This is a genomic window from Pseudomonas sp. LBUM1653, assembly GCF_059716115.1.
The window spans coordinates 6,078,018-6,092,487 of the sequence record NZ_CP166803.1 but is presented as its reverse complement, the minus strand read 5'-3'; the positions used below and the strand labels follow the sequence as shown (position 1 = coordinate 6,092,487).

The 14,470-nt window shown below is 60.0% G+C and carries 11 protein-coding genes, 1 tRNA gene and 1 pseudogene; 7 read left to right on the top strand and 6 right to left on the bottom strand.

Annotated features, from left to right (window positions below; translation table 11 throughout):
- Positions 1 to 41: 41 nt before the first annotated feature.
- The gene (locus ACA054_RS27455; RefSeq protein WP_033039036.1) at positions 42 to 362 is read right to left on the bottom strand and encodes a hypothetical protein; all 321 of its coding nucleotides are present in this window, start codon (positions 360 to 362) and stop codon (positions 42 to 44) included.
- Positions 363 to 598: 236 nt separating this feature from the next.
- Positions 599 to 2,017: a short-chain fatty acid transporter gene (locus ACA054_RS27450; protein WP_497687006.1), complete on the bottom strand. Its 1,419-nt coding sequence runs from the start codon at positions 2,015 to 2,017 to the stop codon at positions 599 to 601.
- A 200-nt stretch (positions 2,018 to 2,217) separates the two neighbouring features.
- On the opposite strand from ACA054_RS27450, the gene ACA054_RS27445 reads away from it, so the two are divergent.
- The 4 genes and pseudogenes from ACA054_RS27445 (at position 2,218) to ddlA (ending at position 6,295) form a co-directional block, all read left to right on the top strand.
- A complete protein-coding gene (locus ACA054_RS27445; protein ID WP_497687005.1) occupies positions 2,218 to 3,531 on the top strand; it encodes an MFS transporter in 1,314 nt (437 codons plus the stop codon).
- A gap of 130 nt (positions 3,532 to 3,661) precedes the next feature.
- Positions 3,662 to 4,390, top strand: a pseudogene (locus ACA054_RS27440) (PAS domain-containing protein); the annotation flags it as partial.
- Positions 4,370 to 4,978 (top strand): methyl-accepting chemotaxis protein, encoded by a 609-nt coding sequence (locus tag ACA054_RS27435; RefSeq protein WP_497690383.1) that lies wholly within the window; start codon positions 4,370 to 4,372, stop codon positions 4,976 to 4,978. The pseudogene ACA054_RS27440 and the gene ACA054_RS27435, both read left to right, overlap by 21 nt.
- 222 nt (positions 4,979 to 5,200) lie before the next feature.
- On the top strand, positions 5,201 to 6,295 hold the full coding sequence (gene ddlA / locus ACA054_RS27430) for a D-alanine--D-alanine ligase (protein WP_497687004.1): 1,095 nt from the start codon (positions 5,201 to 5,203) through the stop codon (positions 6,293 to 6,295).
- A 42-nt stretch (positions 6,296 to 6,337) separates the two neighbouring features.
- Here the strand turns inward: ddlA and ACA054_RS27425 are convergent, their stop codons facing one another.
- The 3 genes from ACA054_RS27425 to ggt all read right to left on the bottom strand — a co-directional run bounded on the left by ACA054_RS27425 (position 6,338) and on the right by ggt (position 9,120).
- Positions 6,338 to 6,709 carry a helix-turn-helix domain-containing protein gene (locus ACA054_RS27425; RefSeq protein ID WP_497687003.1) on the bottom strand — a complete coding sequence of 124 codons (372 nt, stop codon included), beginning with the start codon at positions 6,707 to 6,709 and terminating at the stop codon, positions 6,338 to 6,340.
- Between the two features lie 3 nt (positions 6,710 to 6,712).
- Positions 6,713 to 7,015, bottom strand: coding sequence for a type II toxin-antitoxin system HigB family toxin (locus ACA054_RS27420; RefSeq protein WP_497687002.1), 303 nt, complete (start codon positions 7,013 to 7,015; stop codon positions 6,713 to 6,715).
- A gap of 272 nt (positions 7,016 to 7,287) precedes the next feature.
- Entirely contained in the window at positions 7,288 to 9,120 is a 1,833-nt protein-coding gene (gene ggt / locus ACA054_RS27415) for a gamma-glutamyltransferase (RefSeq protein ID WP_497687001.1), read from the bottom strand.
- 166 nt (positions 9,121 to 9,286) lie between these two features.
- Here ggt and ACA054_RS27410 point away from each other — a divergent pair, with 166 nt between their 5' ends.
- On the top strand, positions 9,287 to 10,396 hold the full coding sequence (locus ACA054_RS27410) for a DUF2817 domain-containing protein (RefSeq protein WP_497687000.1): 1,110 nt from the start codon (positions 9,287 to 9,289) through the stop codon (positions 10,394 to 10,396).
- Between the two features lie 175 nt (positions 10,397 to 10,571).
- Here ACA054_RS27410 and ACA054_RS27405 read toward each other — a convergent pair.
- Positions 10,572 to 10,648 (bottom strand) — tRNA-Met (locus ACA054_RS27405).
- A 242-nt stretch (positions 10,649 to 10,890) separates the two neighbouring features.
- On the opposite strand from ACA054_RS27405, the gene ACA054_RS27400 reads away from it, so the two are divergent.
- The gene (locus ACA054_RS27400; protein WP_497686999.1) at positions 10,891 to 12,108 is read left to right on the top strand and encodes an MFS transporter; all 1,218 of its coding nucleotides are present in this window, start codon (positions 10,891 to 10,893) and stop codon (positions 12,106 to 12,108) included.
- A 100-nt stretch (positions 12,109 to 12,208) separates the two neighbouring features.
- Positions 12,209 to 14,410 (top strand): OsmC domain/YcaO domain-containing protein, encoded by a 2,202-nt coding sequence (locus ACA054_RS27395; protein WP_497686998.1) that lies wholly within the window; start codon positions 12,209 to 12,211, stop codon positions 14,408 to 14,410.
- Positions 14,411 to 14,470 lie beyond the last annotated feature (60 nt).

Genomic DNA, 14,470 nt, shown 5'->3' with positions numbered 1-14,470 from the left:
AGCCCGCGATCAGTGTTTGCGGGCAGCGTGAGGTCGGGCGATCACAAGAGACGCAGGGCCAATTGGCTGCCGGCGCGCAAGTATTCAACTTGTGCGGTGACCGCATCCTTGACGATCGCTTCACCGGTATCGCTCAGCTTGGCTTTTTTGGCATCGAGAACGGCGCTCTGCAATAACTGCATGGCAACATCCATCGCTTTCTGAAAGGCCGTCACATTGTTGTGCTGGCCAAATTCGCGGACAACGGCGTCCATGCGGCGATCGGCATCGTCTCGCAGGGCCCTGTACTCAACCACCGAGACGTTACCGTCCTGGTAAATTTCATTGATCAACTCTTCCAGTGTCTTGGATATCGGTGTCATCGGATCTTCCTTGGGTTTTTGGTGATTGATACTCCGGGACAGGTTAATTCAAGGAGGCTGGCTGCAAGAGTCAGGACTTGCCTTCGGATTGAGTGGGACAACGCTGCGCGTTTTGTAAGAAGGGATCTTTCAGTCTGTCGGTTTCGTTCGATTTCACTAGTCGAAGCTTCCTCTCCCTGGTCCGACCCGCTGATGCGGGGGGACCAGAAAGAAAAACGCGCGCTGTGGCCGTTTCCTTACGGCATCACCGGCGGCGTATACGCCAGCGTCGTCCCCAGTGCCCACAGCAACACCAGCACCAGCGGTGTATGCACTAGCAATTGCACGAACGAGAAGCCGATCAGGTCCCGCGCCTTCAATCCCAGCACACCCAGCAGCGGCAGCATGTAGAACGGGTTGATCAGGTTGGGCAGGGCTTCGGCGGCGTTGTAGATCTGCACCGCCCAGCCCAGGTGATAGTTCAGGTCGTTCGCCACTTGCATCACGTATGGCGCTTCGATGATCCACTTGCCGCCGCCGGACGGAATGAAGAAACCGAGGATCGCCGAGTACACGCCCATCAGCAGGGCATAGGTGTCGTGGGAGGCAATGCTGACGAAGAAGGTCGAGATGTGGTGGGCCAGGGTCTGCGCATCGGCGCCCTTGACCGTGGTCATCAGCGCGGCGATCGAACCGTACAGCGGGAACTGGATCAGCACGCCGGTGGTAGTTGGCACCGCACGGGCCACCGCGTCGAGGAAGCTGCGCGGGCGCCAGTGCAGGAGGGCACCGAGCATGATGAACAGGAAGTTGTAGGTGTTCAGGCCGGAAATCGCGCTGATCGCCGGTTTGGTGGAAAACTCATGGAACAGCCATCCAGCCGCCAGCAGCACCAGCAGGATGATCAGCAGCGGGCTGTGTTCCAGCCATTCGCCGGGGCGGGTACGTGGCTGCAGCGGTGGCAGGTTGAAACTCGGGTCGACGCCACAGGCCTCGGCGTCTCGCGCCGTATTCGGGCCGGGGGCGGTGGCATAGGCGATGATCAGCGAGATGACGATCAAGGCCAGCAACATGACGCCCGATTGCCAGAGAAAGATCGTTTGAGTGAAAGGAATCACCCCGGTAATCGACAGAATCGACGGCGGCAGGCTGGCCGGGTTGGCCTGCAACTGCGCAGCAGACGAAGACAGGCCCAGGGCCCACACCGCGCCCAACCCCAGGTACGCCGCCGCACCCGCGGCACGGTAGTCCATCTTCAGGTCCGTACGGCGGGCAAGAGCACGCACCAGCAGACCGCCGAACACCAGCGACAGACCCCAATTGAGCAGCGACGCGACCATGGAAATCAGCGCCACCCAAGCCACTGCGGAGCGCCCGTTTTTCGGCAGCTTCGCCAGACGGTCAATCAGCTTCACCGCCGGTGGCGAGCTGGCGACCACATAACCGCCGATCACCACGAAGGCCATTTGCATGGTGAACGGGATCAGGCTCCAGAAGCCGTCACCAAAGGCCATGGCCGCGTCAGTCGGCTTAGCGCCCATGGCCATGGTGGCCACGGCGACGATGATCACCGCCAGGGCGGCAAACACCCATGAGTCGGGGAACCAGCGTTCGGCAAAACTTGAACAGCGCAGGGCAAAGCGGGCGGAGCGGGTATCTTCGATATCAGCGGCCACGGGACTACCTCGAATTTTTATGTTTGTAGTGGTCTTCGGGGCTGCAGAGGCCCCTCCGGACAGACGCCAACCTTAATTCAAGCGCATGTTTTTTGCGGTGCTGTTTTGCGGCTATGGGACTTTGGTCTAACGGGTTGTCCGCGGACGCGTTTGCGTAGACCATGAGCGCCTTGGTTTTTGCCTGTGCCAGAGTTCTTTTCATGACTGCCAATACCGATCCACGTCCGCTGCCGTTCAGCCGCTCGGACTACAAGACCCTGGGGCTAGCGGCCCTCGGCGGTGCGCTGGAAATCTACGACTTCATCATCTTCGTATTTTTCGCCCTGACCTTGAGCCAGCTGTTTTTCCCGCCGGAGATGCCCGAGTGGCTGCGGCTGCTGCAAAGCTTCGGCATCTTCGTCACCGGGTACCTGGCGCGGCCTCTGGGCGGGATCCTGATGGCGCATTTCGCCGACAGCCTGGGCCGCAAGAAGGTGTTCAGTCTGAGCATCCTGATGATGGCGCTGCCGTGCCTGCTGATCGGGATCATGCCGACCTACGCGCAGATCGGTTATTTCGCGCCACTGCTGCTGTTGGTCCTGCGCGTCCTCCAGGGCGCGGCGGTGGGTGGCGAGGTGCCGAGCGCCTGGGTGTTCGTGGCCGAGCACGCGCCGGTCGGCCATCGCGGCTACGCCCTGGGCTTCTTGCAGGCGGGGCTGACCTTCGGTTATTTGCTTGGCGCGCTGACGGCAACGTTCCTGGCGCAGGCCTTCACCCCGGCTGAAATCCTCGATTACGCCTGGCGTTATCCCTTCCTGCTGGGTGGGGTGTTCGGCGTGATTGGCGTCTGGCTGCGGCGCTGGCTCAGTGAAACTCCGGTGTTCATGGCCATGCAGGCTCGGCGCGAGGCGGCCGTTGAGTTACCGCTGCGGGCGGTCCTGCGCGAACATCGCCTGGCCCTGCTGCCAGCGATGATCCTTACCTGCGTGCTGACGTCAGCGGTGGTGGTGTTCGTGGTGATCACCCCGACCATGATGCAGAAAACCTTCGGCATGACGGCAAGCCACACCTTCGCCCTGAGCGCACTGGGCATCGTTTTCCTGAACATTGGCTGCGTGCTCGCCGGTTTGCTGGTCGACCGCATCGGCGCCTGGCGCACCGTCATGCTCTATAGCCTGCTGCTGCCACTGGGCATCGGCGTGCTCTACGCCTGCCTGATCAGCGGTGGCAGCTGGATCGGCCTGGCTTATGCGGTGGCCGGACTGAGTTGCGGAGTAGTGGGCGCGGTGCCGTCGGTGATGGTCAGCCTGTTCCCGGCGCGGATTCGCGTCTCGGGTATTTCCTTCACCTACAACATTGCCTACGCCGCCTGGGCGAGCATCACGCCCTTGCTGTTGATCGGTTTGATGCCGTGGAGCCCGTGGATCTGCGTGATCTTCTGCGCGGTGATGGGCGCGGTGGGCGTGGGCAGCGCGGAATATTTCGGCACGCGGATGCCGAGAATCGCCAGTTGCCCGGCCGCCGGTACGGCGTGATAGACAGGGGGCGATTGGCGCGGTGTCATTATATTTGTAGGACAATCCTCAAGCGCTCTTCAGAAACCCCCCGCAAGGCCGATGGCTAGGCTGTAAGCCGCTTTCTATCCCAGCCCATCGGTGCGTCCCCATGTTCAATAAACGCTTGAAGCAGGAGCTGTCGGCTCTTCGCGAAGAACTCTCCAGCCTTCAGCAAGTCAAGGAAAGCCTGGAAAGCGAGATGCTCGTGCTGACCCTCGATATTGATGGGCGGGTGCAGTCGGTCAATCAGAACTTCCTCAGCGAGATGCACTACAAGAGCAATGAGCTGATCGGCCGGCACATCGAAGAGATGGTTCCGGATCATGTAAAAGACGACGAATTCCAGCTGCGTTTCAAGATCGCACTGAGTCGTGGCGAGCACTTTGCCGGTGCCGTGCGCCTGTTGCGCGGCACCGGCCAGGAAGCCTGGTTGCGTTCGATCGTGCAGCCCGTGCGCTCGGCAGACGGCCGGATCAAGCATTTTTCGATTTTCTCGAGCGACCTGACCCGCACCATCGAGGCCTCCCGCGAGCATGAAAACCTGATCGGTGCGCTGGTGCGCTCGACGGCGGTCATCGAGTTCGACCTCAACGGCAACGTACTGACCGCCAACGACCGCTTTCTCAGCGGCATGGGCTACAGCCTGGCCCAGATCAAAGGCAAACATCACCGCACTTTTTGCTTTCCCGAGGACTACAACAGCGCCGAATACCAGGCTTTCTGGCGCCGCCTGAACGCCGGCGAGTTCGTGGCCGGCCGTTTCAAGCGCGTCGACAGCCACGGTCGTACAGTCTGGCTGGAGGCTTCCTACAACCCGGTGACCGACGCCAACAACAAGCTCTACAAAGTGGTGAAATTCGCCACGGTGATCACCGATCAGGTCCACCAGGAGCAGGCGGTGGCCGAAGCGGCCAACATTGCCTACAGCACCTCGCAGCAAACCGATCAAAGCGCCCAGCGCGGCAACACCGTGGTGACGCAGGCGGTGGATGTGATGCGTGACCTGGCCAGACACATGCAAACCGCTGGCGATGGCATCGAAGCCTTGAATGAGCAATCGCTGGTGATCGGCACCATCGTCAAGACCATCAGCGGGATTGCCGAACAAACCAACCTGCTGGCGCTCAACGCAGCCATCGAAGCGGCCCGTGCCGGTGAGCAGGGGCGAGGTTTCGCGGTGGTGGCGGACGAGGTTCGGCAACTGGCTTCGCGCACCAGCCAGGCCACCGATGAAATTGTCCTCGTGGTGCGGCAAAACCAGGACATGGCGCGTAACGCCGTGGCCCTGATGGCCGACGGCAAGCTCCAGGCGGAACAGGGCCTGGCGCTGGCGGCGGAAGCGGGCACGGTGATCGTCGAGATTCAGGACGGGGCGCAGAAAGTGGTCAATGCGGTGGGGCAGTTTGCCAATCAGTTGGCGACCTGACTTCTGCGCTTTTGAGGAATGCGTGACCCACTGTAGGAGCGAGCCTGCTCGCGAAAAACGCCTCGGCGACGCGTTAAACCAGAAAGCACTCGTTATCGTTAGCGACCATCGCGAGCAAGCTCGCTCCTACAGTGACCATCGGCGAGCCGCTGGACGGCAAGACCTTGCAGTCGTAACGTGGCGGCTACCCAAGCTGCAAGCCATCCACAATGAGGTCAGGCAATGAGTAAACTGCGTGTGGGCGTTATTTTTGGGGGCCGCTCGGCCGAGCATGAGGTGTCGCTGCAGTCGGCAAAAAACATTGTCGATGCACTGGATCGTTCGCGCTTCGAGCCGGTACTGATCGGCATCGACAAGCAAGGCCACTGGCACCTCAACGACCCCTCGAACTTCCTGCTGAACCAGGAAAACCCGGCCCTGATCGCGCTCAATCAATCCAATCGCGAATTGGCCGTGGTTCCGGGCAAGGCCCGCCAGCAACTGGTGGAAACTGCGGGTCCCGAGCTGTTGGGCCACGTCGACGTGATCTTTCCGATCGTCCACGGCACCCTTGGCGAAGACGGTTGCCTGCAGGGCTTGCTACGCATGGCCGATTTGCCGTTTGTCGGTTCCGATGTGCTGGGTTCGGCGGTCTGCATGGACAAGGACATCAGCAAGCGCCTGTTGCGTGATGCCGGTCTGGCCGTCACGCCGTTCGTCACTCTGACCCGCGCCAGCGCCGCGCGCACAGGCTTCGCCGAGGTCCGCGGCAAGCTCGGCCTGCCGCTGTTCGTCAAACCGGCCAACCAGGGTTCTTCTGTCGGTGTAAGCAAAGTGGCCGACGAAGCCGAATATGTGGCGGCGGTCGAGCTGGCATTGAGCTTCGATGAAAAGGTGTTGATCGAGTCGGCGGTCAAGGGGCGCGAGATCGAGTGCGCGGTGCTCGGCAACGAAGATGCCATCGCCAGCGGTTGTGGCGAGATCGTGGTGCACAGTGGCTTCTATTCCTACGACAGCAAGTACATCGACGACAAAGCCGCTGAAGTGGTAGTGCCGGCCAATATCAGCGTCGAGTCCAGCGAACGCATCCGTGCCATGGCGGTCGAGGCGTTTCAGGTGCTGGGTTGTTCCGGGTTAGCGCGGGTCGACGTGTTTCTGACTGAGAGCGGCGAAGTGTTGATCAACGAAATCAACTCCCTGCCAGGCTTCACCCGCATCAGCATGTACCCGAAACTGTGGCAGGCTGCCGGCATGACCTACAGTGAGCTGGTCACGCGGCTGATCGACTTGGCACTGGAAAAACACCGGGCTCGACGGGCGCTGAAAATCAGTCGTTAAGCGAGTGTGCCGGTTTGATTTCCAAAGTTGGCGGGCACCTGATCAAGCCTGTTTTATCGGCTTGATCAGGCTCTGGGCTGGTATGCCAAAGAGTTCATGAAGTTTCCAAATCATAGGCAGTGTCAATGCGCGTTTACCATTGAGTACTTCGTAGACTCGATTTGTTCGACCAATGGCTGGCGCAAGATCAGAAGCCGATAGGCCGGATTGCTCCATTCGAAATTTAATCGCGTCGATCGGATTGGGCAGGTCAACTGGAAACTGTTTCGATTCATAAGCTTCGATAAGCGTGATCATTATCTCGAAGTAGTCACCTTCAGGGGTGCCAGGCTCTGGTTCGTTGTCGAACAGCGCTGACACCTTCTTGAGGGCTTCACGGTAATCCTCGTCGGTGCGAATTGGGTGAATGTTCATGGGTTACTCCATCTCGACGGTGTCAGCGTCGATTGCGTCGTATTGTTTGTGAGTGCCAACAAATTTTATGTACACGGCACCGAAGCGATAAGCCACCGCGACGACCAGCCGAAAGTCGTTGCCCTTGATGTTAAACACGACTCGGCGGCTCTTGAGAATACTGGCGGTAGCAAAGTGTGTCTTTATGTCCGCAGGCGTTCTCCAGTCTGAGTTCCTTGCCTCATCAATCCAGGCCAGGAAGGATTGTTCCGAGTCGGGGTATTTCTTCCAGAACCTCTTTAGCTGACTGATGGCGATGATTCTCATGGCATGATCCTAGTCCCAAGGTGGGACTTGTGCAAGTCTGGGGAAGTGTAGTCGACGTACGGAGTGGGTTCGATATGGATGCTCGGACGCTCCCGACAACGGTGTGAGCGACCTGTATGTGATGGGCTATTTTGAGTTCGCCCGCAGTGAACTCTACTGAAGTGGCCAACTTTTGCGGGTAGGAAGGGGCTGGGTTTGAAGGCGATCAGGAGCTGTAATCAATAACCAAGAGCCTGCCTTCCGGTAGGCCCTTTCCCACGCCTTTGTACGACTCAATCCCCCAATGCTTCCCCTTCACGTCGAGGATCGGCCCCACCGGCCAGCGACGCCTTTCCCTGTGCATCCTTGACCCGAACAATCGCCTGGGTGCCGCTGGTCATGTCGATTTCGTTGACGGTGTGGCCCTTGTCCTTGAGTGCCTGAATCAGCGTCGCGCTGAACTGGCCGTTCTCCAGTTCGGTCGGGCCATTTCGGCTGCCGAAGTTGGGCAGGTTGATGGCTGCTTGCGGATCGAGCTGCCAGTCGAGCAGGCCGATGGTGGATTTGGCTACGTACTCGATGATCTGCGAACCACCGGGCGACCCGATGCTGGCGAGGAAGTCGCCGCTGCGGCGGTCGAAGATCAAGGTCGGGGCCATGGAGGAGCGCGGACGCTTGCCGGGTTCGACGCGGTTGGCGACTTTCTGTCCGTTCTCCTCGGGAATGAACGAGAAGTCGGTCAGCTCGTTGTTGAGCAGGAAGCCCTGGACCATCACATGCGAGCCGAAAGCGGATTCGATGGTGGTGGTCATGGACACCGCGCCGCCTTGGTCATCGACCGCCACCACTTGCGAGGTGGAGATTCGCAGGGGTGAGCGGTCTGGCGCGTAGGCGACCTGGATGCCCGGCGGCGTGCCGGGTTTAGCCGTGCCCATGCTGCGCTCGCCGACCAGCGCCGCCCGGCTGGCCAGGTAAGCCGGGTCAACCAGGCCCTTGACGGGCACCGGCACGAAGTCCGAGTCGGCCACGTACTGGGCGCGATCGGCATAGGCCAGGCGCTCGGCTTCGCTGATCAGGTGCACGGCCTCGGCGGGCGGTTCGAAGCCAGCGGCGCTGCTGGTTTTCACCGGTCGCATCGGCGCCAGGGCCCAGCGCTTATCGCGTGTCTCCAGGGCTTGCAGCGTGCCGAGGATCTGCGCCATGGCGATCCCGCCCGACGACGGTGGCGGCATGCCACAGACCTGCCAGCGCTTGTAGTCGGTACACAAGGGCGCGCGCTCCTTGGCGCTGTAGTTGGCCAGGTCGCTCAGCGACAGGCTACCCGGGTTGGTGTGACCCTGGACCTTGGCCACGATCTCTTGCGCAATGGGCCCTTTGTACAAGGCATCCGGTCCTTCCTTGGCGATGCGTTGCAACGCGGCGGCCAAGGGCGGATTTTTCAACAGCGTGCCGCTGGCTTTCGGGCTGCCATCGGCATTCAGGAAATAGGCGGTCATCTCTGCTGAACGCCTTAAGGACGAATCCGCAGCGATCAGCCGATGCAGGCGGGGCGAGATGACAAAGCCTTGCTCCGCCAGTTCGATGGCGGGCTCGAATAGCTGCGCCCATGACAGGCGGCCGTGTTTCTGATGGGCCAGTTCAAGGGCTCGCAACACCCCCGGCGTCCCCACCGAGCGCCCGCCAATCTGTGCCTGGGTGAAGGGCATCGGTTGACCATCGGCCTGCAGGAACAGTTTCTCGGTGGCGCGGGCCGGTGCGGTTTCGCGCCCGTCGTAGGTGCGCACGGATTGGCCATCCCAGAGGACGATCAAGGCGCCGCCACCGATGCCCGAGGACTGCGGTTCGACCAGCGTCAGTACCGCTTGCATGGCAATGGCGGCATCGATGGCCGAGCCACCCCGACGCAGCATCTCCCGTCCGGCTTCGGCCGCCAATGGGTTGGCGGCTGCCGCCATGTGGCTTGAAGCGTGTCGGGTCTGCAGGTCAGTGCGATAACCGGTAGCGCTTTCCGGTGCAGTTGGCAGCGTCGGGGCCGACGCGTTGTGGCAGGCGCCAAGCGTCAGCGCGGTGAGGATCAGCGCGAGGGCTGGCAGGCGAGCGCGACTCGAATGGGAGGCTGAGAACACGGGAGGCACTCCGTCCGTTGGATAAATGTACCGGGGACTGTATCGGCGACCTCGCAGTGACGCAAACCAGGCCGCGAGGTGATGATGCGGTTGCGCTTCATCAATGGGCGGATTTTCGGTAGGGTCATTGCCAGCGATCAGGCCAGAAGACCCACAAGGGGCAGACATGCAGAGCGAGTTTCCCACCCAGCCAAGCTACCGTTCCCAGCGCGAACAATTCCTGGCGGCGGCAACCGCAGCCGGTGCGACGCTGAGCGAGTATCCCCATCCACTCAGAGGGCCATCAGGCGAGGCCCTGTTCGCCGATGTGGCGGTGCTCGGAGATCCTGGCGCCGAACGCCTGCTGATCGCGCTGAGCGGCACCCACGGGGTCGAGGGCTTCTATGGCTCGGGTTGCCAGATCAAGTGGCTGCAGGAACTCGGCAAGCGCTCATTGCCGACGGATGTCGCCGTGGTGATGATTCATGCGATCAATCCCTGGGGCATGGCGTGGCTGCGTCGGGTCAACGAAGACAATATCGACCTGAACCGCAATCACCTGGACTTCGAACGTGCGCTGCCGGACAACCAGGCTTATGACGCGCTGCATGACATTTATGCCTGCACGCAGTTGCGCGGGCCCGAGCGTGACCGGGCCGATGCCTTGCTCGACGAGCAGATCCGCCTGCAGGGATGGCCTGCGGTCATGTCGGTGGTCGAAGGTGGCCAGCATGCGCATCCGGATGGATTGTTCTACGGCGGGGTAGCTCCCAGTTGGTCGAACCGCACGTTGCAGCAGATCATGCAAAAGCACGTGGCCCATGCTGACGTCGCCCTGTGTTTCGACCTGCACACAGGCGCCGGTGAGTATGGGCATCCGATGTTGTTGACGATCACCGAGGCGGCTTATCCGGCGCTAGCCGATGCCCAGGCGATTTACGGCCCGTGGCTCTACACCCTGCACACCGGTGCCGACACGCTGAGCGCAACCGGTGTGGCGGCGACGGCCACCGGCTACACCTCGCAAGCCTTGATCGATGCGTTACCACACGTGCGGTTGATGCCATTCGTCATCGAGTGCGGGACTTATCCGGGGCCACAGGTGCATCGTTATCTGCGCGATGATCACTGGCTGCATTTGCATGGCAATCCGAGTGATGGCGTAGGGCGTGAGATCAAACTGAATCTGCTTGAGCAATTCTATCCGGCGGATAGCGATTGGCAGGCCATGGTCTGGCTGCGGACCTGGCAGATCTGGGAGCGGGCGTTGTCGGCGCTACCGATGGTTCGTTGCTGATGCTGATGATGTAGGAGCGAGCATGCTCGCGATGGACTCAAGGGCACCGCGCTTAGTCAGTTAGCACACGTCATCGTTGACGACCATCGCGAGCATGCTCGCTCCTACAATGGAGCAGCACTTTTCTTGAGGCATAAAAAAACGGCCTACCTTTCGGTAAGCCGTTTTTAGCACTTGGTGGCTACACAGGGACTTGAACCCCGGACCCCAGCATTATGAATGCTATGCTCTAACCAACTGAGCTATGTAGCCAAGATGGCGCGCATTATTCACCGGTAATGGAGATGCGTCAAGCGTAAATCTAAAATATTTCTCTACACTTTCAACCGCTTATCCTCCGGAGCAGTAAAAACAGCTCAGAGGAGGGCATCAATCGAGCTGAAATCTGCCGAATAGCGAGGTCGTTAGCAGGCTAAGGGGATGGCGCAGCTGCAGCGAAAAATGGCACATTGACGTACCTGCCCGTGTGCACCCCTCTGTTTTTCGGAAATTTCATGGCTATCAGCAACGTTCAGTCCGCCACAGCGGCGGCGCCCGCGACTTCACAAAGCAGTCCTCTGGTCATGCGCATCATCGGCGCAGTGGCTCTGGCGCACCTGATCAACGACCTGATTCAATCGGTACTGCCGTCGATCTACCCGATGCTCAAGGCCAACTATGGCCTGACCTTCACCCAGGTCGGTCTGATCACCCTGACCTTCCAGCTGACCGCTTCGCTACTGCAACCCTGGGTCGGCTACCACACTGACCGCCACCCCAAGCCCTGGCTGTTGCCAGCCGGTACGGTCTGCACCTTGATCGGCATCGTGATGATGTCGGTGGTCGGCAGCTTCCCGCTGATTCTGCTGGCGGCGGGCTTGATCGGCATTGGCTCCTCGACCTTTCACCCGGAAGCTTCTCGCGTGGCACGACTGGCCTCGGGTGGGCGATTTGGCCTGGCGCAATCGACCTTTCAGGTCGGCGGCAACGCGGGCTCGGCTTTCGGTCCGTTACTGGCGGCGGCGATCATCATCCCTTATGGGCAAGGGCATGTGGCCTGGTTCGGCTTGTTCGCGGTGTTTGCACTGTTCGTGCTTTACCGGATCAGTCGCTGGTACGCCAACCACTTGAACCTGTTCAAGCTCAAGCAAGGCCAGGCAGCGACTCATGGCCTGTCCAAGGGCCGGGTGACCAGCGCGTTGGTGGTGCTCGGGCTGCTGGTGTTCTCCAAGTACTTCTACATGTCCAGCCTCACCAGTTACTTCACGTTCTACCTGATCGAAAAGTTCGACCTGTCGGTGGCCAGTTCGCAACTGCACCTGTTCCTGTTTCTCGGTGCGGTGGCCGCGGGGACATTCTTCGGCGGGCCCATCGGCGACAAGATCGGGCGTAAGGCAGTGATCTGGTTCTCGATCCTTGGCGTTGCACCGTTTACATTGCTACTGCCGCATGTGGACCTGTTCTGGACCAGTGTCCTCAGTGTGGTCATCGGCTTCATCCTCGCCTCGGCATTCTCGGCCATCGTGGTGTACGCCCAGGAACTGGTGCCGGGCAATGTCGGGATGATTGCCGGGGTGTTCTTCGGCCTGATGTTCGGCTTCGGCGGGATTGGCGCGGCACTGCTGGGTCACCTGGCGGACATCCACGGCATCGAATACGTGTACTTCCTGTGTTCGTTCCTGCCGTTGTTGGGCGTATTGGCGATTTTCCTGCCGCGTACCAAAAAGGCCTGATCACGCACCACTGAGCCGTAAGCGCGAGCTTGCACAAGACTTCCGGTTGAAAAACCGGATAATGGCGGCCATTCGTTTGCTCGTTATTCTGGTATCCCGCATGGAAATCAAGGTCAACTTTCTCGACAACCTTCGACTTGAAGCCAAGTTCGATGACTTCACCGTGGTGGCCGATCAGCCTATCCGCTATAAGGGTGATGGTTCGGCACCGGGTCCGTTCGATTACTTCCTGGCTTCGTCGGCGTTGTGTGCGGCTTACTTTGTGAAGTTGTACTGCAGCACTCGCAATATTCCCACCGAAAACATCCGTCTGTCGCAGAACAACATCGTCGACCCGGAAAACCGCTACAACCAGATTTTCAAGATTCAGGTCGAGTTGCCGGCAGACATCTCCGACAAGGATCGCCAGGGCATCTTGCGCTCCATCGACCGTTGCACCGTGAAAAAGGTGGTGCAAGCCGGGCCTGAGTTTGTGATTGAAGAGGTGGAGAACCTCGATGCCGATGCCCAGGCGTTGCTGATGCCTGCTGCCAATTCAGGTTCAGAAGCGGGCACCTACATTGTGGGCAAGGACCTGCCGCTGGAACAGACCATCGCCAACATGTCGGGCATCCTGGCCGACTTGGGCATGAAGATCGAAATCGCTTCGTGGCGCAATATCGTGCCCAATGTGTGGTCGCTGCATATCCGCGATGCGCACTCGCCGATGTGTTTTACCAATGGCAAGGGCGCGACCAAAGAAGGCGCGCTGGCGTCGGCGTTGGGCGAGTTCATCGAGCGACTGAACTGTAACTTCTTCTACAACGATCAGTTCTGGGGAGAAGACATCGCCAACGCGGCGTTTGTGCACTACCCGAACGAACGCTGGTTCCAGCCTGGCCCTAAAGATGCGCTGCCGGCCGAGATTCTTGACGAGTATTGCCTGCGGATTTTCAACCGCGATGGCGAGTTGCGTGGCTCGCATCTGTTCGACACCAACTCGGGCAACGAAGAGCGCGGCATCTGTTCGCTGCCGTATGTGCGCCAGTCGGACGGCGAGGTCGTGTATTTCCCGTCCAACCTGATCGAAAACCTGTACCTCAGCAATGGCATGAGTGCCGGTAATACGCTGGCCGAAGCGCAGGTGCAGTGCCTGTCGGAAATCTTCGAGCGCGCGGTAAAACGCGAAATCATCGAAGGTGAATTTGCCCTGCCGGATGTGCCGGCCGACGTGCTGGCGAAGTACCCCGGGATACTGGCCGGTATCCAGGCGCTGGAAGAGCAGGGATTCCCTGTGCTGGTGAAGGATGCGTCCCTGGGGGGCGAATTCCCGGTGATGTGCGTCACCTTGATGAACCCGCGTACCGGTGGTGTATTCGCCTCGTTCGGCGCGCACCCGAGCCTGGAAGTGGCGCTGGAACGCAGCCTGACGGAACTGTTGCAGGGCCGCAGCTTCGAAGGCCTTAATGACTTGCCCCTGCCGACCTTTGAAGGTCATGCGGTGACCGAGCCAAATAACTTCGTCGAGCACTTTATCGATTCCAGCGGCGTGGTGTCGTGGCGCTTCTTCAGTGCCCAGTCGGATTACGAATTCGTGGAGTGGGACTTCTCGGGCCAGGGTGAAAACTCCAATGCCGAGGAAGCCGCGACCTTGTTCGGCATTCTCGAAGGCATGGGCAAAGAAGTGTACATGGCGGTGTATGACCACATCGGCGCAACGGCCTGTCGCATCCTGGTGCCGGACTATTCGGAAATTTATCCGGTGGACGATCTGATCTGGGATAACACCAACAAGGCGCTGTTTTTCCGCGAGGACATCCTGAATCTGCACAGCCTCGACAAGGCCGGCCTGAAGGCACTGGTCAAGCGTCTGGAAGACAGCGAGCTGGATGACTACACCGATATCACCACCTTGATCGGCATCGAATTCGACGACAATACCGCCTGGGGTCAGTTGACGATCCTGGAGTTGAAGTTGCTGATCTATCTCGTCTTGCAGAAATTTGAAGAGGCCAAGGAACTGGTGGAAATGTTCCTCCAGTACAACGACAACACGGTCGAGCGCGGCTTGTTCTACCAAGCCGTGAACGTGGTGCTGGAAATGCAGCTGGACGAGGACCTGGAGCTGGGCGATTACGAGGCCAACTTCCGCCGGATGTTTGGCAACGAGCGCATGGACGCCGCGATCGGTTCCGTAGACGGCAGCGTGCGCTTCTTCGGCTTGACGCCTACCAGCATGAAGCTGGAGGGTCTCGACAGGCACCTGCGTCTGATCGACAGCTACAAGAAACTGCACTCGGCCCGCGCCAGGGTGGCGAATTAATTCAGCTAGATAGCGCCCACAAAAAAAGCACCCCAGGGTGCTTTTTTTGTTGATGGCCGC